The organism is Stenotrophomonas sp. STEN225 (genome assembly GCF_056756445.1).
This window is the reverse complement of record NZ_JBRRBV010000007.1, coordinates 192,104-211,665: the sequence shown is the minus strand read 5'-3', so window position 1 is coordinate 211,665 and position 19,562 is coordinate 192,104. Positions and strand designations below refer to the sequence as shown.

23 protein-coding genes and 1 pseudogene are annotated in these 19,562 nt (G+C 67.5%); 18 read left to right on the top strand and 6 right to left on the bottom strand.

Annotated elements, in window-relative coordinates; translation table 11 throughout:
* Window positions 1-48 precede the first annotated feature (48 nt).
* The 16 genes from ACVOJ1_RS09790 (at window position 49) to ACVOJ1_RS09715 (ending at window position 12,602) form a co-directional block, all read left to right on the top strand.
* On the top strand, window positions 49-597 hold the full coding sequence (locus ACVOJ1_RS09790) for a KdsC family phosphatase (protein ID WP_053519421.1): 549 nt from the start codon (window positions 49-51) through the stop codon (window positions 595-597).
* The gene (gene lptC / locus ACVOJ1_RS09785) at window positions 594-1,169 is read left to right on the top strand and encodes an LPS export ABC transporter periplasmic protein LptC (RefSeq protein ID WP_053519420.1); all 576 of its coding nucleotides are present in this window, start codon (window positions 594-596) and stop codon (window positions 1,167-1,169) included. Before ACVOJ1_RS09790 ends, lptC begins: the two co-directional genes overlap by 4 nt.
* Before the next feature lie 105 nt (window positions 1,170-1,274).
* The gene (gene lptA, locus ACVOJ1_RS09780; protein ID WP_053519419.1) at window positions 1,275-1,808 is read left to right on the top strand and encodes a lipopolysaccharide transport periplasmic protein LptA; all 534 of its coding nucleotides are present in this window, start codon (window positions 1,275-1,277) and stop codon (window positions 1,806-1,808) included.
* A complete protein-coding gene (lptB, locus tag ACVOJ1_RS09775) occupies window positions 1,808-2,527 on the top strand; it encodes an LPS export ABC transporter ATP-binding protein (RefSeq protein ID WP_065174533.1) in 720 nt (239 codons plus the stop codon). Before lptA ends, lptB begins: the two co-directional genes overlap by 1 nt.
* Before the next feature lie 40 nt (window positions 2,528-2,567).
* A complete protein-coding gene (locus ACVOJ1_RS09770) occupies window positions 2,568-3,992 on the top strand; it encodes an RNA polymerase factor sigma-54 (RefSeq protein WP_111187047.1) in 1,425 nt (474 codons plus the stop codon).
* A 58-nt stretch (window positions 3,993-4,050) separates the two neighbouring features.
* Window positions 4,051-4,368 carry a ribosome hibernation-promoting factor, HPF/YfiA family gene (gene hpf / locus ACVOJ1_RS09765; RefSeq protein ID WP_005415556.1) on the top strand — a complete coding sequence of 106 codons (318 nt, stop codon included), beginning with the start codon at window positions 4,051-4,053 and terminating at the stop codon, window positions 4,366-4,368.
* Between the two features lie 21 nt (window positions 4,369-4,389).
* Complete coding sequence (locus tag ACVOJ1_RS09760) at window positions 4,390-4,842, top strand: PTS sugar transporter subunit IIA (RefSeq protein WP_053519416.1); 453 nt, start codon at window positions 4,390-4,392, stop codon at window positions 4,840-4,842.
* On the top strand, window positions 4,839-5,789 hold the full coding sequence (gene hprK, locus ACVOJ1_RS09755; protein ID WP_053519415.1) for an HPr(Ser) kinase/phosphatase: 951 nt from the start codon (window positions 4,839-4,841) through the stop codon (window positions 5,787-5,789). Before ACVOJ1_RS09760 ends, hprK begins: the two co-directional genes overlap by 4 nt.
* 27 nt (window positions 5,790-5,816) lie before the next feature.
* On the top strand, window positions 5,817-6,701 hold the full coding sequence (gene rapZ / locus ACVOJ1_RS09750) for an RNase adapter RapZ (protein ID WP_053519414.1): 885 nt from the start codon (window positions 5,817-5,819) through the stop codon (window positions 6,699-6,701).
* Window positions 6,702-6,837: 136 nt separating this feature from the next.
* A complete protein-coding gene (locus ACVOJ1_RS09745) occupies window positions 6,838-7,230 on the top strand; it encodes a PTS sugar transporter subunit IIA (RefSeq protein WP_065174531.1) in 393 nt (130 codons plus the stop codon).
* The gene (locus ACVOJ1_RS09740; protein WP_053519412.1) at window positions 7,223-7,492 is read left to right on the top strand and encodes an HPr family phosphocarrier protein; all 270 of its coding nucleotides are present in this window, start codon (window positions 7,223-7,225) and stop codon (window positions 7,490-7,492) included. Before ACVOJ1_RS09745 ends, ACVOJ1_RS09740 begins: the two co-directional genes overlap by 8 nt.
* A gap of 2 nt (window positions 7,493-7,494) precedes the next feature.
* A complete protein-coding gene (ptsP, locus tag ACVOJ1_RS09735) occupies window positions 7,495-9,264 on the top strand; it encodes a phosphoenolpyruvate--protein phosphotransferase (RefSeq protein WP_065174530.1) in 1,770 nt (589 codons plus the stop codon).
* A gap of 170 nt (window positions 9,265-9,434) precedes the next feature.
* Window positions 9,435-10,796, top strand: coding sequence for a magnesium transporter (gene mgtE / locus ACVOJ1_RS09730; RefSeq protein WP_053519410.1), 1,362 nt, complete (start codon window positions 9,435-9,437; stop codon window positions 10,794-10,796).
* 57 nt (window positions 10,797-10,853) lie between these two features.
* Window positions 10,854-11,120: a hypothetical protein gene (locus ACVOJ1_RS09725; protein ID WP_053519409.1), complete on the top strand. Its 267-nt coding sequence runs from the start codon at window positions 10,854-10,856 to the stop codon at window positions 11,118-11,120.
* A 70-nt stretch (window positions 11,121-11,190) separates the two neighbouring features.
* Entirely contained in the window at window positions 11,191-12,009 is an 819-nt protein-coding gene (locus ACVOJ1_RS09720; RefSeq protein ID WP_111187048.1) for a carboxylesterase family protein, read from the top strand.
* A 101-nt stretch (window positions 12,010-12,110) separates the two neighbouring features.
* The gene (locus ACVOJ1_RS09715) at window positions 12,111-12,602 is read left to right on the top strand and encodes an REP-associated tyrosine transposase (RefSeq protein ID WP_065174527.1); all 492 of its coding nucleotides are present in this window, start codon (window positions 12,111-12,113) and stop codon (window positions 12,600-12,602) included.
* A gap of 92 nt (window positions 12,603-12,694) precedes the next feature.
* On the opposite strand, the gene ACVOJ1_RS09710 is transcribed toward ACVOJ1_RS09715, so the two are convergent.
* Genes ACVOJ1_RS09710 through ACVOJ1_RS09700 form a run of 3 tightly spaced genes read right to left on the bottom strand, consistent with a single transcriptional unit; the run spans window position 12,695 to window position 14,688 of the window.
* Complete coding sequence (locus ACVOJ1_RS09710) at window positions 12,695-13,645, bottom strand: aspartate carbamoyltransferase catalytic subunit (RefSeq protein WP_074900463.1); 951 nt, start codon at window positions 13,643-13,645, stop codon at window positions 12,695-12,697.
* Between the two features lie 16 nt (window positions 13,646-13,661).
* Window positions 13,662-14,129, bottom strand: coding sequence for a Holliday junction resolvase RuvX (ruvX, locus tag ACVOJ1_RS09705; protein WP_053519401.1), 468 nt, complete (start codon window positions 14,127-14,129; stop codon window positions 13,662-13,664).
* Window positions 14,122-14,688: a YqgE/AlgH family protein gene (locus tag ACVOJ1_RS09700; RefSeq protein ID WP_065182436.1), complete on the bottom strand. Its 567-nt coding sequence runs from the start codon at window positions 14,686-14,688 to the stop codon at window positions 14,122-14,124. The genes ruvX and ACVOJ1_RS09700 overlap by 8 nt, the downstream gene beginning before the upstream one ends.
* A gap of 89 nt (window positions 14,689-14,777) precedes the next feature.
* Between ACVOJ1_RS09700 and ACVOJ1_RS09695 the strand changes: the two genes are divergently transcribed.
* Window positions 14,778-15,323 (top strand): DNA-3-methyladenine glycosylase I, encoded by a 546-nt coding sequence (locus ACVOJ1_RS09695; RefSeq protein ID WP_053519397.1) that lies wholly within the window; start codon window positions 14,778-14,780, stop codon window positions 15,321-15,323.
* Window positions 15,324-15,452: 129 nt separating this feature from the next.
* Here the strand turns inward: ACVOJ1_RS09695 and ACVOJ1_RS09690 are convergent.
* Window positions 15,453-16,157 (bottom strand): annotated as a pseudogene (locus tag ACVOJ1_RS09690) (YitT family protein); the annotation flags it as partial.
* A gap of 159 nt (window positions 16,158-16,316) precedes the next feature.
* Between ACVOJ1_RS09690 and ACVOJ1_RS09685 the strand changes: the two are divergent.
* Complete coding sequence (locus ACVOJ1_RS09685; protein WP_053519263.1) at window positions 16,317-17,219, top strand: LysR family transcriptional regulator; 903 nt, start codon at window positions 16,317-16,319, stop codon at window positions 17,217-17,219.
* Window positions 17,220-17,249: 30 nt separating this feature from the next.
* Here ACVOJ1_RS09685 and ACVOJ1_RS09680 read toward each other — a convergent pair whose 3' ends face one another.
* Together ACVOJ1_RS09680 and ACVOJ1_RS09675 are read right to left on the bottom strand one after the other, a co-directional pair.
* Entirely contained in the window at window positions 17,250-18,233 is a 984-nt protein-coding gene (locus ACVOJ1_RS09680) for an aldo/keto reductase (RefSeq protein ID WP_065175975.1), read from the bottom strand.
* A 157-nt stretch (window positions 18,234-18,390) separates the two neighbouring features.
* The gene (locus ACVOJ1_RS09675; RefSeq protein ID WP_074900446.1) at window positions 18,391-19,533 is read right to left on the bottom strand and encodes a PilT/PilU family type 4a pilus ATPase; all 1,143 of its coding nucleotides are present in this window, start codon (window positions 19,531-19,533) and stop codon (window positions 18,391-18,393) included.
* Window positions 19,534-19,562 lie beyond the last annotated feature (29 nt).

Genomic DNA, 19,562 nt, shown 5'->3' with positions numbered 1-19,562 from the left:
CATTCAGTCTGTAACCCCACACCTGCCCTGATCGAGTTCAACGTCCTGATGCCCTGGTCCCCCCTGCCCGCCTTCCCTGCCCACCTGCATGCCGCTGCGGCGCGGATCCGCATGGCCTGCTTCGACGTGGACGGCACCCTCACCGACGGTCGGCTGTACTACGACCAGGACGGCAACGAGAGCAAGGCGTATTTCGTGCAGGATGGCCTGGGCCTGAAACTGCTGCAGCAGCACGGCATCCACCCCGTGCTGATCACCGCGCGCAACAGCCAGTCCGCGCTCAGGCGCGGTGCCGATCTCGGCATTGATACCCACATCGCCGTGGGCGACAAGCTGGCCAGCGTGCAGGCCCTGTGTGCCCAGCGGGGCATCGGTCTGGAACAGGTCGCCTTCCTCGGCGATGACCTGCCGGATCTGGCGCCCCTGGGTGCGGTCGGTCTGGCCGTGGCGCCGGCCAATGCCCATCCGTGGATCGCCGAACGCGTGCACTGGCAGACCCGTTCCGAAGGCGGGCGCGGCGCGGCGCGTGAGCTGTGCGACGTTCTGCTGGCCGCGCAGGGTCATGTCGCGTCGGTCCTGGCGAGGTACGGCGCATGAACGCACCGACCGTGAACTGGCGCACCGTGCTCGGCATCGGCCTGCTGCTGGCGGCCCTGCTCAGCAGCTGGGCCGCGCTGCGCAACCGCGACAAGGGCCCGGCCCAGAGCGGCCAGGAAGTCGGCGTGGATTACATCCTGCACGACTTCCAGATCGTCGCCCTGGACGAGCAGGGCAAGGAATCGACCACCCTGCGCGCGCCGCGGCTGGAGCGGCAGCGCGGCGACCAGACCATCAACATCGCCACGCCACTGTTCGAGATGCCCGACAAGGACGGCAGGCACTGGACACTGCGCGCGGAGACCGGCTGGCTGAGCGCCAAGGGTGACGAACTGAAGCTGCGCGGCAAGGTGGCGGGTGACAGTCCGGCTGCCCCCGGCGTCGTGCCGACCACCTTCCGCACCGACCACCTGGACGTGTTCCCCAAGGAGAGCCGGGCCCGGACCGACGCCCTGGTGACCATGACCCGCCCCGGCATGGAGCAGTCCGGCGTCGGGTTCGAGGTGGATTCGAAGAACAACACGTATCATTTCCTCAGCCAGTCCAAGGGTCGCTACACGCCCAGACGCTGATTCCGCCGCCCGGCCCGCGACGTCCCTGGACAGGCGCGGCGCCGGCAGCCCCCACCCGCCGCTGCCCTCCTGACCGGGCAGCCACCACCGGCAGAACGGACCCCGATGAAGATCCCCTTTGCAGCCATGCTCGCACTCAGTCTTCTTGTCCCCGCCCTCGCGCAGGCGAAGTCGACCGACCGCAACGAGCCCATGAACATCGATGCCGGTGCACAGAACGGCATGCTCACCGGCGACGGCAAGACCGTATTTTCGCAGGGCGTGGTCATCACCCAGGGCACGCTAGACCTGCGCTCGTCCGAGGCGGAGATCTATCTCAAGGACGGCGACCCGGTGCGCGTGGTGTTCACCGGCAAGCAGGCGAAGTTGAAGCAGCAGCTCGATGACGGCACCTGGATGGATGCGCTCGCCGACCGCATCGACTACGACATCAAGACCGAGATCATCACCCTCACCGGCAACTACAAGGTCACCAGCGCGCGCGGCACCAACGCCGGCCAGCGCATGGTCTACAACACCCGTACCGGCGAGATGAACTCCGGCGGCGACGGCAGCCGCGTGCGCACCGTTATCCCGCCCAAGAACAAGACGCCTGCCGCCACCACCACGCCGGCGCAGCCGGCCGGGAGCCGGAAGTAATGCTCGTCGCCAAGGGCCTGCGCAAGCGCTACAAGCAACGTGAGGTCGTCAAGGACTTCGGGCTCACCCTCGAAGCGGGCGAAGTGGTCGGCCTGCTCGGCCCCAACGGTGCCGGCAAGACCACCTGCTTCTACATGATCGTCGGCCTGGTTGCCGCCGATGCCGGCAGCATCGTGCTCGATGGCAAGGACATCACCGGCGATCCGATGTACACCCGTGCCAAGCAGGGCGTGGGCTACCTGCCGCAGGAGCCTTCGGTGTTCCGCAAGCTGACCGTGGCCGACAACATCCGCCTGGTGCTGGAACTGCGCGAGGATCTGGACTCGGCGGGCCGCGAGCGCGAGTTGAGCAGCCTGCTGGACGAACTGCAGCTGGGCCATGTGTCCGAACAGCTTGGCGCCAGCCTGTCCGGCGGCGAGCGCCGCCGCTGCGAAATCGCCCGCGCGCTGGCGGCGCAACCCCGGCTGATCCTGCTCGACGAACCGTTTGCCGGTGTCGATCCGATCTCGGTCGGCGAGATCCAGCGCATCGTCACCCACCTCAAGCAGCGCGGCATCGGTGTGCTGATCACCGACCACAACGTGCGCGAGACCTTGGGAATCTGCGACCGCGCGTATATCCTCGCCGAGGGCACCGTACTGGCCCAGGGTTCGCCGGAATCGATCCTGGACAATGCCGACGTACGTCGCGTCTACCTTGGGGACTCGTTCAAGCTGTGACCGCAGCTGCCGGGTTCCATTCCCCCTCTTCGGCACAGGCATGAAGACTCGGCTGCAGACATCGTTGGGACAGCAGCTGGTGCTCACGCCCCAGCTGCAGCAGGCGATCAAGCTGCTGCAGATGTCCAGCACCGAGCTGGAACTGGAGATCGCCCAGGCGGTGGAGAGCAATCCGCTGCTGGACTGGGCCGAAGGCAACGAGAGCGATGCCGCTGCCGGCGACGATGGCAACGGCGATGACGCCCCGCCCGAACGCACCGACGCCGGCCAGGAGGACGACTGGGCATCGGCCGAACCGGACTGGAGCACCGCCGGCAGCGGCGGCAGCTTCGACGACGATGACGACAGCGGCAGCGCGGCCGAACGCGTGGCCGAAACCGAGACCCTGGCCGACCACCTGCTGTGGCAGCTGCACCTGTCGCATCTGTCCGCACGCGACCGCAGCATCGGGGCTGCCCTGATCGACGCCCTGGACGACGATGGCTACCTGCGCGAACCGCTGTCCACCATCGCCGAGACCCTGCTGCCGGCGATCCACGCCGGCGAGGACGAGATCCTCACCGTACTGCACCAGATCCAGCGCTTCGATCCGGTCGGAGTAGCGGCACGCAGCTTGGGCGAATGCCTGCAGCTGCAACTGGACGTACTGGCGTCCGACACACCTGGCCTTGCCCTGGCACGCCAGGTCGCTGCCGGGCCGCTGGAGCGGCTGCCGCGCAGCGGCGTGGCCGGGCTGGCGCACGAACTCCGGCAGCCCCTGGCCGACGTCGAGACCGCCGTGGCCCTGCTGCGGTCGCTGGACCCGCGCCCGGGCACCCAGATCGCGCCGCTGTCGCAGGACACCTACGTGGTGCCGGACGTAGTCGTCTGGCGGCAGAACGGCGTGTGGCGCGCCGCGCTGGCCGGCCATGCCGGGCCGAAGGTGGTCATCCACCGCGGTTACGAACAGATGATCCGCCGCTGCGGTGAGGCCGACGCCGGCTACCTGCGCGCCCAGCTGCAGGAGGCGCGCTGGCTGCTGAAAGGTCTGCAGCAGCGTGGCGAGACCCTGCTGCGGGTGGTGCGCTGCCTGATCCTGCAGCAGTCCGGTTTCCTGGAGTTCGGCGAACAGGCACTGCGCCCGCTCACCCTGCGTGAGATCGCCGCCGAACTGGGCCTGCACGAATCCACCATTTCGCGGGCGATCGCCCGCAAGCATGTCCGGACCCCACGCGGCACCCTGCCGCTGCGCGCCTTCTTCGCGTCGGGCATCGATACCGAAGGCGGCGGTGAGGCATCCAGCACCGCCATCCAGGCAATGATCCGGCGCCTGATCGATGACGAAAACCCGCGCAAGCCCCTTTCTGACGCCAAGCTGGCTGACCTGCTCAAATCGTCGGGAATTCCAGTGGCGCGACGCACCGTGGCGAAGTATCGTGAAGCCATGAACATTTCCGCCTCGCACGAAAGGGTCAGAATCGCTTGACGCACCGCCGCGCCCGGCGGAGAGGTTCATTGGCACATCCGAACACAGGAGAAACCCGATGCGCATCGAAACGTTTGGCAAAGACGTCGAAGTCACCCCGGCCCTGCAGTCCTATGTAGAGGAGAAGCTGGCCCGGATCGGAAAGCACTTCGACCAGCACTGCGAAGCGCGGGTGACCCTCAAGCTGCAGAAGACCGAACACCATGTCGACGCCAGCCTCAACATTCCCGGCCAGACCCTGCACGCCGAGGCCGGCGGCCAGACCATGTATGCCGCGATCGACCTGCTGGCGGACAAGCTTGACCGCCTGGTGATCAAGCACAAGGAGAAAAAACAGCAGCACGCACCGCTGCCGGTGGGTGACAATGGCGGCTGATCGCCACCGTTCCCCGCAGACATGCCCCTGACTGACCTCCTGGCGGCCGTGCAGACCCAGCTCTGCACGGCCACCGACCGCGACAGCGTCCTCAAGGCCGCGGCCGGGTTGCTGGCCTGCCGCCAGGCCAATGCCGAACAGATCTATCTGAACCTGTGCCAGCGTGAGGCGCTGGGCAGCACCGCGATCGGTTGCGGCATCGCCATCCCGCATGGCCGCGCGCCGACCCTGGACCGCCCACGCGGCGCCCTGCTGCGACTGGAGACCCCCGTCGACTTCGGGGGCGACGAGCCGGTCGACCTGGTGTTCGCGATGGCCGTTCCGGCCCACTACACCCATCAGCACCTGATGCTGCTGTCCGAACTGGCCGAACTGTTCTCCGCCCCCGCCATCCGCGAAGCGCTGCGCGCCGCCGGCGACGCGCGGGCACTGCGTCAGGCCCTGGATCTCACGCCCCCGGCGAGTGCCGCATGAATACCAGCATCACCGCACGCGAACTGTTCGAACAGCAGCGCGAACGCCTGGGCCTGCGCTGGGTGGCGGGAAAATCCGGCGAGAAGCGCGAGCTCGAGGCCGGCAACACCGTCTCCCGCCGGCCCTCGCTGGCGGGCTACCTCAATGCGATCTACCCCAACAAGGTGCAGATCCTGGGCACCGAGGAACTGTCCTGGCTGGACGCGCTGGAACCGCGCCAGCGCTGGGAGACGATCGAAAAGCTCATGCAGTCGCACCCGCTGGCGCTGGTGATCACCCGCAACCAGCCCTGTCCGGAAGACCTGCGCGCGGCCGCCGACGAGTCGGGCACGCCGCTGTGGGTATCTCCCAAGCGCGGCCACGAACTGCTCAATCATCTGTCCTACCACCTGGCACGCACGCTGGCGCCGCGCGTGATCCTGCACGGCGTGTTCATGGAGATCTACTCCATCGGCGTGCTGATCACCGGCGAAGCCGGGTCGGGCAAGAGCGAGCTGGCGCTGGAACTGCTCAGCCGTGGCCACCGCCTGGTGGCCGATGATGCACCTGAATTCACCCAGATCGCGCCGGACGTGCTCGACGGCACCTGCCCGGAACTGCTACAGGACCTGCTGGAAGTACGCGGCCTGGGCGTGCTGAACGTGCGCGAGATGTTCGGCGACACGGCTGTAAAGAAGAACAAGTACCTTCGGCTGATCGTCCACCTGACCAAGCCGATGACCGAGCCCACTCCGCATGGCTACGAACGCCTGACCGGCGATTCCGGTACCCGCCATGTGCTGGACCTGGACGTGCCGCTGATCACGCTGCCGGTGATGCCCGGCCGCAACCTGGCCGTGCTGACCGAGGCGGCCACCCGCCTGCATATCCTGCGGACCAAGGGCATCGACCCGGCCGCGATGTTCATCGCGCGCCACAGCAACCTGCTGGAACGGCGAACACCCTGATTTCCCTGGCCTTCGAAGAGTCTGTCCATGAGCACCGCTGCCCCCACCGCCCCGACCCTGATCATTGTCAGCGGCCTGTCCGGCTCGGGTAAATCCGTCGCCCTGAAGACGTTCGAGGACCAGGACTACTACTGCTCGGACAACCTGCCGATCCAGCTGCTGCCGGACTTCGTGCGCAGCCTGCTGGCCCACCATGACGGCGCCGCGCCGCGCCGGCTGGCGGTCGGCATCGACGTGCGCGGCCAGGCCGACCTGAGCCAGCTGGCGAACTGGCGGCAACTGGCCACCGATGCCGGCGTGGAAACCAAGGTGCTGTTCTTTGAAGCCAGCGACGAGGCGGTGCTCAAGCGCTATGCCGACACCCGTCGCCGCCATCCACTCAGCCAGCTCGGTCTGTCGCTGCCGGAAGCGATCGCCCGCGAGCGCGAACTGATCGCACCGCTGCGCCAGGAGGCCGACGCGATCATCGACACCAGCGCGCTCAACGTGCACCAGCTGCGCCGCCGGATCATCACCGAGTTCACGCTGGACCATGCAACCCGCCTGTCGCTGCTGTTCGAATCGTTCGCCTACAAGCGTGGCGTGCCGGCCGAAGCGGATTTCGTCTTCGATGCGCGGGTGCTGCCCAATCCGCACTGGGATCCCGAGCTGCGTGCGCTCAGTGGCCGCGAGCCGGGCGTGCGCGACTACCTGGAAGCCCAGCCGGACGTGCAGTGCTACCTCGCACAGCTGATGGGGTTTCTCGACACCTGGCTGCCGAAGCTGGGCGACGGCACCCGCAGCTACGTGACCGTGGCCTTCGGCTGCACCGGCGGCAAGCACCGCTCGGTCTATCTGGCCGAACGGATGGCCCGGCATGCCCGCGAAATGGGCTGGGAAGACGTGGCCACCTATCACCGCGAGCAGGATTGAGAGGCCCGGCCGGGGTGCGCCCGACCGCCCCGCGGAGAGGCGGGATGGGCCGGCAGGCGGGGGACACTGAATACGGGACACAGTGCCCCTCATCTGCGGCTATCGCCAATTCACCTTGACCTGTTAACGTGCAGTAATGACCTGTGGCATTCTCCTCGTAACACATCCCGGGGTCGGCGCCGCCCTGCTTGACGTGGCGACCCGGCTCCTGCGGCAGCTGCCGTTGAAGACCGAAGCTTTCGAAGTACCGTTCGACGCAGACCTGGATGCTCTGCTCCCCCTCGCCTCGGCCGCGCTGCGGCGGGTAGATGGTGGAGAAGGCGTGCTGATCCTGACCGACCTGTACGGCGCCAGCCCCGCCAACCTTGCCGGGCAGCTGGCCCGGCTGGGGACCCCGGTTCGCCGGGTGTCGGCGCTGAGCCTGCCGATGTTGCTGCGGGTGATGAATTATCCGGAACAGGCACTGGATCAACTGCCCGCCACCGCTGCGGCGGGTACCCGTAATGGAGCGATAGTCGACGATGCTTGAACGAGAACTCACCGTCAGCAACCGCCTGGGCCTGCATGCCCGGGCCACCGCCAAGCTGGTGCAGACCCTGGCACCGTTCCGGTGCAACGTGACCATGGCTGCCAAGGGCCGCGAGATCAACGCCAAGAGCATCATGGGCGTGATGCTGCTCGCTGCCGGCCAGGGCACCCCGGTCACCGTGCGCATCAGTGGCGAAGACGAAGCCGCCGCGATGGACGCGGTGGTCGACCTGTTCGAACGCCGCTTCGACGAGGACAGCTGATCGTGCCGCGCGCCCGCGCCGGCCAGCTCCCTTCCGGCCAACGGCCGGTCCAGCTGCTGGCTGGTCATGGCGCTGCGCGGGGTTCGGCGATGGGGCGTGCACGCGTGCGCCTGCCGCATGCGCTGGACGTTGCCGAACAGCGCGTGGCACCGCAGCAGATCGAAACCGAGCTGACGCGCCTGCATCACGCCGTGGATGCCGCGCGCGCGGAGATGCATGAGCTTCGGCAGCGCCTGCACGGCGCACTGAACCAGGAAGTAGGCGAATTCCTCGATCTGCACGCGCTGCTGCTGGACGACCCGGAGCTGCTGTTCGGCCTGGATGAGCTGATCCGCAGCGGCCCGTACAGCGCCGGATACGCCCTGCGCCTGCAGCGCGACCGCCTGGCCAAGGTCTTCGATGGCATGGACGATGCCTACCTGAAGAGCCGCATGGACGATCTGGATCATGTGATCGGCCGCATTCACGCCTTCCTGCAGCCGGAGCGTGCGCCGGTGATGAAGGGGCTGGCCGGCGAGATCCTGGTCTGCGACAACATCGCGCCGTCCGAGCTGGCACAGCTGCAGGCACAGGGCGTCGTAGGCATCGTCACCGCCGCCGGCAGCGCGCTGTCGCACAGCGCCATCCTCGCCCGCAGTCTGCACCTGCCACTGATCGTCAACGTTCCGCAGCTGCTCAGCCGCGTTGCCGATGGCGACGTGCTGATCGTCGATGGCGCCGACGGCAGCATCACCGTCAACCCGCAGGCCGACAACCTGCGTGACTATCGCGCACGGCTGAAGGAACACGCCCGCGAGCAGCGGGAGCTCGGGCGCCTGCGCAGCAAACCCAGCCGTACCCGCGACCAGGTCGACATCGCCCTGCTGGCCAACGCCGAATCGCTGGAGGACGTAACCCAGGCCCACGCCCTCGGCGCGCAGGGACTGGGTCTGTACCGCACGGAATTCCTGTTCCTGCAGCGCAACGAACTGCCGGACGAGGAAGAACAGTTCCGGACCTACCGCGACGCCGCGCTGGGCATGAGCGGGCGGCCGGTGACCATCCGCACCCTCGATCTGGGTGCGGACAAAGCGGATCGTACCGGCCTGACCCTGAGCAACGAAGAGAACCCGGCGCTTGGCCTGCGGGGCGTGCGCCTGTCGCTGGCACGGCCGAAAGTGGCCGACACCCAGCTGCGGGCGATTCTGCGTGCTTCGGCCTATGGCAAGCTGCGGGTGCTGGTGCCCATGATCAGCACGCGCGAAGAGCTGCTGGCCGTGCGCCGGCGCATGCTCAAGCTGTCCGAACAACTGCGCGCGGAAGGGCACATGGTGGCCGACCACGTGCCGCTGGGGGCGATGATCGAAGTACCCGCCGCTGCTCTGGCGCTGGAGAGCTTCATCGACCTGGTCGACTTCCTGTCGATCGGCACCAATGACCTGGTGCAGTACCTGCTCGCGGCCGACCGCAACAACGAGGCGCTGGGCGAACTCTACTCGCCGCTGCACCCGGCGGTGCTGCGCCTGCTGCAGATGGTGATCGAGACCGGCGCACGCCATCGTGTGCCGGTGGCGGTGTGCGGCGAGATCGCGGGGGACGCACGCATGGCGCCGCTGCTGCTGGCACTGGGCCTGACCGAGTTCAGCCTGCATCCGGGCACGCTGCTGGAAGTCCGCCGCGCGATCCGCGAGGCCGACCTGGCATCCCTGCGCGCCCGCGCTCCGAAGCTGCTGGCCGCGCGGGACCGTCGCGGCATCGAGCGCTGGCTGGCACTGGTGGCCGATACGCCCTGACGGCCGCGCTGCGCGCTCGCCGGGCATGGCCCGGCGGAATTCATGGACCCCGCTGGCCGCAGACACCGGGGTATGCGTTGAAACATCCCCTTGCGATAATGACGCGCTGAACACCCTTGTTGCCGCATCCTTGCCAGGATCGCGGCTTTTCTTATCCCGCGGGAGCTGCGATGGCTGAAGCTGTACGCCACGACAAGACTGCGCGCCAACTGCGGATGCTGTCCGATGCACTGGACAGTGGCCGGCTGGGACCGGTGCGTCGCCTGGTCAATACTCTGGCCCCCGCCGAGATCGGCAACCTGCTCGAATCGCTGCCGCCGGGAAAGCGCGAAGTCGTGTGGGGCCTGGTCGATCCGGAAGATGACGGCGAGGTGCTGGTCCACGTCGGCGACGACGTGCGCGAGAGCCTGCTCGCGGACATGGACCCGGACGAGATCATCGCCGCGGTCGAAGACCTGGACATCGACGACCTGGCCGATCTGGTCGAGGACCTGCCGGACACGGTCATCGACGAAGTCCTCAAGTCGATGGACCGCGAGAACCGCGAGCGCCTCGAGCAGGTCCTGTCCTACCCCGAGGACAGCGCTGGCCGCCTGATGAACCCGGACGTGGTGACCGTGCGCGCCGACGTCAACGTCGACGTGGTGCTGCGCTACCTGCGCCTGCGCGGCGAACTTCCGGACCATACCGACCACCTGTTCGTGGTCAGCCGCCGCCATCAGTATCTTGGCCGTGTCTCGCTTGCAGCGCTGGTCACCCATGAAGACACCACGCCGATCAACCGGTTGATCGACGACGAACAGCCGGCGATCGATGTCGGCGAGAGCGACCAGGAGGTCGCCCGCCAGTTCTCCGACCATGACTGGATTTCCGCGCCGGTGGTGGACGACAACAACATTCTGGTCGGCCGCATCACCATCGATGACGTGGTCGACATCATCCGTGGCCAGGCCGAGCACCAGGCGCTGGGCGCCGCCGGCCTGGACGAGGACGAGGATCTGTTCAGCCCGGTGTGGCGCGCGATGCGCCGTCGCCTGATGTGGCTGTCGGTGAACCTGTGTACCGCCTTCCTCGCCTCCAGCGTGGTCGGTCACTTCGAAGGCACGATCGACAAGCTGGTGGCGCTGGCGGTGCTCATGCCCATCGTCGCCGGCCTCGGCGGCAACGCAGGCACGCAGGTGCTGGCGTTGATGGTGCGCGGCCTGGCGCTGGGCCAGGTGGGCGCATCCAATGCACGCACCCTGCTGTGGAAGGAAGTGCGGGTGGCACTGCTCAACGGCCTGTTGCTGGGTTCCGTGCTGGGCCTGATCGTGCTGGCCTGGTTCCATTCGCCGGGGTTGTCGGCGGTGATCGCCATCGCGCTGACCTTCAACCTGCTGTTCGCCGCGCTGGCCGGTGTGCTGGTGCCGCTGACCCTGAAACGTTTCGGCTTCGATCCGGCCTTGGCCAGCGGTATTTTCCTGACCGCCGTGACCGATTCGATGGGCTTCTTCACCTTCCTCGGCCTGGCCACCCTGGTGCTGCTGCACTGACCGACCTGCGCCCTGCCCCCGGTCGGGGCGCGGGGCCCATTCCCACTGGAACACCCCATGGCAACCACGATCGAAAACTACTTCCAGCCGGGTTGGCGCGACCAGTTGCATACCTGTGCCGCGTGCGAATGGAAGGGCAGTTCGCGGGCAATGGTGATGGAGCTGGACGAGGATGCCACCGAGTACGACTGCCCGGTGTGCGAGAACCCGCTGCTGGTGGTGCTGCACCCGGATCTGGCACAGGTACGGGCCGCCGCCGCCGAAGGCAACGCTGAAGCGCAGGAGCAGCTGGACATCGTCGCCAGCGCCCCCCGGCCCGAGTGACGCGCTGCACGATGCTGGCCAGGCGCGACTGGACTACCATGAAAACGATTCCAGATCAGGAAACGCGCTCATGGTTCGTCTGCTTGCACGCTGGTTGCCGCTGCTGCTGGTCCTGATGGTAGGAGGCTGCGCCAGCACCGCCGAACGGACGCACGGACGCTTCGAGGCGCGTGCGGTGAAGGTGGATGGCCGGACGGCCTATTACCAGGTGTTCATTCCCGCGGGCCTGCAGCCGCGTGGTCCGGCGCAGCAGGGTGCCGCGCCGGTCGATGTGCCCGTCATCCTGTTCCTGCACGGCTCTGGCGAGCGTGGCGGCGATGGCGTGAAGCAGACTCACGCCGGGCTCGGCCCCTACCTGCGCGACCACCGCGACTTCCCGGCGCTGGTGGTGTTCCCACAGGTTCCTCGGCACGAGGAATGGAGCGGCCGCAACAACCGGGTGGCCCTGGCCGCACTCGACGCCACCCTCGCCGAGTTCGGCGCCGACCCGGCCCGGCAGTACCTGACCGGCATGTCGATGGGCGGCTACGGCAGCTGGAACATCGCACTGGATGACCCGCGCCGTTTCGCGGCGATCGTGCCGATCTGCGGCGCGGTGCTGGCCCCCCGCGCGGTGCGGCCGACCCTGTTCGTGGAGCAGGTCGCCAACGAAGCCGATCCGTATGCCGCGATTGCACAGCGCCTGCGGCACACGCCGATCTGGATCTTCCATGGTGCGCTTGACGATGTGGTGCCACCAGACGACGACCGCCGCCTGCACGCCGCGTTCCAGGCCACCGGCGCCGCCGACGTACGCTACACCGAGTATCCGCAAGGTAACCACAACGCCTGGGATGCCACCTACGCCGATGCGGCGATGTGGACGTGGTTGTTCAAGCAGAAGCGATGAGCCATAGCTTCGGTAGTTGCCAACCTTGGTTGGCACTGGCCTACCTGAAACCAACCCATTCCCCGATGTTCACTGGAAGCAGGCCCGTCCATGCTTGCTCCATGCAGAACACACGTCTCCTGCTCGGTCGTCGCTCCAGCATCGGCCTCAGCTATATCCTCACCACCGTCGTCCATGACCGCGCGCCGCTCTTCACCAACGCCGCAGCGGCCGCCTTGGCAGTCCGCGAATTCCAGCGACTGGATCAGGAAGGCTTCACCCGCTCGATTGCGTACGTGGTCATGCCCGACCACATCCACTGGCTGGTCGAACTACGTGCGGGAACGCTGGAAACCGTCATGAAGCGTTTCAAGTCGCGCACCGCCCAGCAGGTAAACCGGTTGCTGGGGCGAGTCGGGCGCTTCTGGCAGGCCTGCTATCACGATCATGCGATCCGCTCTGACGAATCGTTGCACCGGCATGCGATGTATCTGATGGGAAATCCGATCAGGGCCGGGCTGACGACGCGGCTTGGGCAATATCCCCATGCATGGTGCGAATGGGAGCTTGGCGCTTCGTGTGATCCGCTCGACAACTTGGGCGCGGATGGATAGTGCCAACCAAGGTTGGCGTCTACCAGAGCGGTGCGCGGACAAGCCGCGCGGTAAGTGTGTCAACCAAGGCTGACACCTACCAGAGCGGGTGGTCAGCCCAGCAGGGTTTCCAGCACGGCCATGCGCACGGCGACGCCGTTGGCGACCTGGCGCAGCACCCACGACTGTGGGCCATCGGCCACATCGTCGGTCACTTCCACGCCGCGGTTGATCGGGCCGGGGTGCAGCACCGCGGCGTCCTTGCCGGCGCGGGCCAGGCGTTCGCGGGTCAGTCCGTACTGGTCGTGATACTGCTCCAGCGACGGCACCAGCCCTTCTTCCATGCGCTCGCGCTGCAGGCGCAGCATCATCAGTGCGTCGACCCCTTCCAGCATCGCGTCGAAATCTTCGCCCACCACGCAGCCCTTCAGGGTTTCGTCGTCCGGCAGCAGCGACTGCGGGCCACACACGCGGATCTCGCCCACGCCCAGCGTGCGCAGTGCGTGCAGGTCGGTGCGGGCCACGCGCGAGTGCTTCACGTCGCCGACGATCACCACCTTCAGCTTCGAGAAATCCGGGCCCTTGGCCTGGCGCAGGGTCAGCATGTCCAGCAGGCCCTGGGTGGGGTGCGAACTGCGCCCATCGCCGGCGTTGATGAGGGCGGTGCCCTCGCCCGCCGCTTCGGCCAGTGCCGCCACGGCACCATCATCGGGATGGCGCACCACGAAACCGCGCACGCCCATCGCTTCCAGGTTGCGCAGCGTGTCGCAGGCGGTTTCGCCCTTGCGCGTGGACGAGGTCGACGCATCGAAGTTCAGCACGTCGGCGCCCAGGCGCTGCGCGGCCAGCTGGAACGAACTGCGCGTGCGGGTGGACGGTTCGAAGAACAGCGTGCACACCGCGGAACCGGCCAGCACGTGCCGCTTGTTGCCGACGCGGCCGACCGCCGCGTCGCGGATCTGCCCCGCGCGGTCGAGCAGCTGCAGCAGGGTGTCGCGGGGCAGGCCCTCAAGAGTCAGCAGGTGGCGCAGGCGGCCGGAGGCATCGAGTTGCTGGGCGGTCATGGCGGGAATCGTGCAGTCAGGGAATGGGAGTGGCGTCGTCCGGCGAGGACAGCCAGCGGTCGATGATCACCGCCGCAGCCACCGCATCAAGCGCGGCCGCATCACGGCGGCGCTTGCGCCCTTCGGCGCGCTCGACGGCGAAGCGGCGGGCGGCTTCCACCGAGCTTGAGCGCTCGTCGATCATCACCACCGGCAGCTTGAATCGTTCCCGCAGCTGGCGGGCGAAGCCCTGCGCGCGCTTGCGGTTGGGTTGGTCCTGGCCGTCGAGCGTCAGCGGATCGCCGACCACCAGGCCATCGGGCTTCCATTCCTTGATGAGGCGTTCGATCGCCGCCCAGTCCGGGCCGTTGCCGTGCACGTCGACCACGGCCACGGCACGCGCGTGCGCGGCGAAGGCACTGCCGATGGCCACACCGATCCGTCGCGCGCCGACATCGAAGCCGAGCACGGTGCCATCGCGACGGAGGGCGGCCGGCTCAGACATGGCCGCTGTAATCGGTGAGCCGGAACAGATCCACGCCGATGCGCGAGGCCGCGCCCTGCCAGCGCTGCTCCAGCGGCAGCTGGAACACCAGTTCGGCGTCGGCCGGCACGGTCAGCCAGCTGTTCTCGGAAAGCTCGCTTTCCAGCTGCCCGGCGCCCCATCCGGCGCAGCCAAGGGTCACCACGGCATTGGCCGGGCCTTCGCCGCGGGCCATGGCTTCGAGGATGTCGCGCGACGTGGTCAGGTACAGGCCATCGCCCACCGTCAGGCTGGAATCCCAGGGCCGCGCATCGTCGTGGATGACGAACCCGCGCTCGGGATGTACCGGCCCGCCGTTGAGCACCATGCGCGCCTGCAGGTCGCCATCGCTGGTGGCGATGTCCATCTGCGACAGCACCTCGCCCAGCGTGTACTCGGACGGCTGGTTGACCAGCACGCCCATCGCCCCGTTCTCGTCGTGCTGGCAGATCAGCGCGACGCTGCGGGCAAAGGTCGCGTCGAGCAGCGACGGCAGCGCGACGAGCAGGTGATCGGCAAGGGAAGTGGGAGTTGCGGGCATGCCGCCATTCTAGCCGCTGGTCGCCCCCGATGCCTGCACCTGCCGGTCACGGCGCGCATAATGACCACCCCGTACCGCAGGAGTTCGCCTTGTCCGGATATTGCCTGATCGCCCCCGGCCACCCGGTGCACGACTACTACCACGCGCACGAGTACGGCTTCCCGCAGCGCGACGAACGCGAGCTGTTCGAGCGGCTGGTGCTGGAGATCAACCAGGCCGGCCTGAGCTGGGAGACCATCCTGAAGAAGCGGGAAGGATTCCGCGCGGCCTACGATGCCTTCGACGTGGACCGGGTCGCGGCCTATGCCGAGCAGGACATCGAGCGCCTGCTCTCGGACCCGGGCATCATCCGCAACCGCCTGAAGGTGCTTGCCGCGATCCACAACGCACAGGTGATCCAGCAGCTGCGTGCGGACCACGGCAGCTTCGCCGCCTGGCTGGACGCGCATCACCCACGCAGCAAGGCCGACTGGGTGAAGCTGTTCAAGAAGACCTTCCGCTTCACCGGCGGCGAGATCACCGGCGAATTCCTGATGAGCCTGGGCTACCTGCCGGGTGCGCACGCCGCGGACTGCCCGGTGCATGCGCGGCTGCTGAAGCTGTCACCGCCCTGGCTGCAGGCCGTCGCCCGCTGAACCGGACCCGCCGGGCATGGCCCGGCGCTACCACCCGCTGATCTGCATCCGCCGGGCATGGCGCGGCGCTACCACGTACCAGTTCCGGTAGCGCCCGGCCAAGCCCGGCGAACGCGGAAGGCGCGCGTAAACGCCCAAGTAACGGCCGGGCCGGTGGTTGAACATCAGCACCAGGCTGAGCACCACCGCGCCGATCGCCGAATACATCACCTTGGACGGCGAAAGCACGAAGAACGCGGCGATCATCAGACAGGCATCGTAGGACATCTGCACCTTGCCGGCGCTCCAGCCACGGGTGCGCTGCAGGTAGACCGCCAGGATGCCGATGCCACCCAGGCTGGCGCGGTGGCGGATGAAGAACAGGATGCCCAGCCCCGACAGCGCGCCGCCGACGATCGCCGAGTACAGCGGATGGATGTGCGAGAAATCGATCCAGCGCGGCAGCAGATCGGTCAGTACGCCGCAGGCGGTAACCGCGGCAAACGTCTTCAGGGTGAACTCCCAGCCCATGCGCCGCAGCGCCACCCAGTAGAAGGGCAGATTGACCAGCACGAACACCAGCCCGAAGTTCCAGCCCATGGAGTAGTGCAGCAGGAAGGCCATGCCGGCCATGCCGCCGATCATCAGCCCGCCCTTGGCAAAGATGGCCAGGCCCAGCGAGGCCACCATCGTCGCCAGCACCATGCCCTGCACGTCCTCGGCCACCGAGTGGCGCAGCGCTTTTTCGTCGGCGGTGGTACCGGCGCTGTCCGGCGGCGGAGTCAACGGACCGGCGGTGACCAGGTGGCCGTCAGCGTCGTCGCACGGCGCGGGGCCATGGGAAGGATGGGACATGCGGGTGGGGGGGACAGCGGGGGGAGGCGGTATTAGACACGATCCGCATGACAGTTGCAGATGAAATCGTTCAGCTGGATGCGCCGCCCTGCCTGAGAGCTCCCCGGAAAGCATCAGCCTGCGCGGCAGCGGGCAGCGGCGGCGCCGTATCATTCCCGCATGCCGCGCGAAAACCTCAACGACCTGCAGGCCTTTGTCCACGTCGCCCGCGAGGGCAGCTTCACCCGCGCGGCCGCCCAGCTGGGTGTCTCGCAGTCCGCGCTCAGCCACGCCATGCGCGGCCTCGAAGAGCGGCTCGGGGTGCGCCTGCTGACCCGGACCACTCGCAGCGTCTCCACCACCGAGGCTGGCGCCCGCCTGCTCGCCACGCTGGCACCACGCCTGGCCGAGATCGAGCACGAACTGGCCGCGTTGGCCGAGTACCGCGACCGCCCCGCCGGGACCATCCGCATCAACGCCACCGGCCACGCCGCTGAGTATCTGGCGTGGCCGCGGCTGGCCCCCCTGCTGCAGCGCTTCCCCGACCTGAAGATCGAATTGACCACCGACTATGGCCTGGCCGACATCGTCGCCGAGCGCTATGACATCGGCATCCGCCTCGGCGAGCGCCTGGCACGCGACATGATCGCCGTGCCCATCAGCCCCCCGCTGCGGATGCGCGTGGTCGGTGCCCCGGGTTACTTCCGTCAGCACGCCGCCCCCGCACATCCGCACGACCTGGCCAGCCACAACTGCATCACCCTGCGCCTGCCCACCCATGGCGGACTGATGCCATGGGACTTCGGCCAGGATGGCCACGAACTGAGCGTGCGCGTGAGCGGGCAGTGGACCTTCAACACGATGGGCATGACCCGCAGCGCGGCACTGGCCGGCAGCGGGCTGGCCTGGCTGCCGGAAGACCAGGTCCTGCCGATGCTGGACGATGGCCGCCTGCAATCGGTGCTGGACGACTGGTGCCCGCCGTTCGATGGCTACTACGCGTACTACCCCTCGCGCCACCACGTGACCCTGGCGATGCGCACGGTGCTCGATGCCCTGCGCGGGCCGATGATGGACCGATGAGTGCGGGCCCAAGGCCCGCACCCACCACGATCAGCCCTTGACCTGCGCCGCACGCTGGGCGTTGTAGCGCTCGCCGACGATCGACACTTCATCCAGCGCCTGCGCGATGCGCTGCCGTTCTTCGCTCGACAGCTGCAGGTCCACCGCTCCCAGGTTCTCTTCCAGGCGATGCACCTTGGTGGTACCCGGAATCGGCACGATCCAGTCCGCCTGCGCCAGCAGCCAGGCCAATGCCACCTGTGCCGGGGTGGCACCGCGGGCGGCGGCAATGGCGCCGATCCGGTCCACCAGCGCCTGGTTCGCCCGGCGCGCTTCGACTTCAAACCGCGGCACGGTGTTGCGGAAGTCGTCGGCCTCGAACGTGGTCTCTGCATTGATCGTACCGGTCAGGAAGCCCCGGCCCAGCGGACTGAACGGTACGAAGCCGATGCCCAGCTCCTGCAGGGTCGGCAGCAGTTCGCGCTCCGGCTCGCGCCACCACAGCGAGTACTCGCTCTGCACCGCAGCCACCGGCTGCACGGCATGTGCGCGGCGCACGGTGGCGGCACTCGCTTCGGAGAGCCCGAAGTGGCCGACCTTGCCTTCGGCAATCAGGTCGCGCACGGTACCGGCGACGTCCTCGATCGGCACGTTGGGATCGACACGGTGCTGGTAGAACAGATCGATGTGGTCGGTACGCAGGCGCTTGAGGCTGGCTTCGGCCACGGCACGGATGTTCTCCGGGCGGCTGTCCAGCCCGGTATCGGCCTGGGCATTGCGGAAACCGAACTTGGTGGCGATCACCAGCCGGTCCCGATGCGGCGCCAGCGCCCTGCCCAGCAGTGCCTCGTTGGTGTACGGGCCGTACACTTCGGCCGTGTCGAAGAAGGTGACCCCGCGCTCCACGGCTGCGTGCAGCAGCGCGACGCCCTGCTCCAGTTCCACGGGCTTGCCGTAGCTGTGGCTCAGGCCCATGCAGCCCAGGCCGAGGGCGGAAACCTTCAGGCCGCTGCGGCCGAGTTCACGTGTCTGCATTGTCATGCTCCAGAGGGGGAGCGCTGACGATACGCCTGCGGCCTCATCGGATTGAACCGGCTGCGCCGCAGTCGGTCATGACTGGATTTCATGAATCCGGCCGTCCCGGTGATCTTCCGCGGCGCCGGGCGACGCCCGGCTGCCGTCCTCTGCTGCTTCAGCGGATCTCGGAGATTTCCACGCCGTCCAGGCCCTGCGACAGGGTGCGCGCGTCACCGCCCTGGCTCAGCTTGATGCGCAGCCGCACTTCGTTCTGCGAATCGGCATACCGCAGCGCATCCTCGTAGCTGATCTCACCGGCCTGGTACAACTCGAACAGGCTCTGGTCGAAGGTCTTCATGCCCAACTGGACCGATTCCTTCATCACTTCCTTCAGCTTGTGGATCTCGCCGTCGCGGATGTAGTCCTGCACCAGCGGCGTGCCCAGCAGGATCTCCATCGCAACCTTGCGCGAGCGGCCATCCGGGGACGGCACCAGCTGCTGAGCGACCACGCCCTTGAGGTTCAGCGACAGGTCCATCAGCAGCTGGTTGCGGCGGTCTTCCGGGAAGAAGTTGATGATGCGGTCCATCGCCTGGTTGGCGTTGTTGGCGTGCAGGGTCGCCAGCACCAGGTGGCCGGTTTCGGCGAAGGCGATGGCGTGGTCCATGCCTTCGCGGGTACGCACCTCACCAATCATGATCACGTCCGGCGCCTGGCGCAGCGTGTTCTTCAGCGCGGCCTCCCAGCTGTCGGTATCGATGCCCACTTCGCGCTGGGTGATGATGCAGCCCTCGTGCTTGTGCACGAACTCGATCGGATCCTCGATGGTGATGATGTGGCCGGTGGAATTCTGGTTGCGATAACCGATCATCGCTGCCAGCGACGTCGACTTGCCGGTGCCGGTCGCACCGACGAACAGGATGATGCCGCGCTTGGTCATCGCCAGCGTCTTGATGATCGGCGGCAGGCTCAGTTCTTCCACGGTCGGGATGCGCGTCTCGATGCGACGCAGCACCATGCCCACCTGGTTGCGCTGATAGAAGCAGCTCACGCGGAAACGGCCGACACCGGACAGGCCGATGGCGAAGTTGCATTCGTGGGTCTTCTCGAACTCTTCGCGCTGTGCCGGCGTCATCACGTTCAGCACCAGGTCGCGGCTCTGCTGCGGCGTCAGGGGTGTCTGCGTGATCGGCGCGATCTTGCCATTGACCTTCATCGCCGGCGGCATGCCCGCGGTGATGAACAGGTCCGAGGCGCGCTGGTGCGCCATCAGCTTGAGGAAGGAGGTGAAATCGATGGTGGTGGCGGTGGTGTTCACGGCAGGCTCCCAGGAGGCATGTGCCAGGC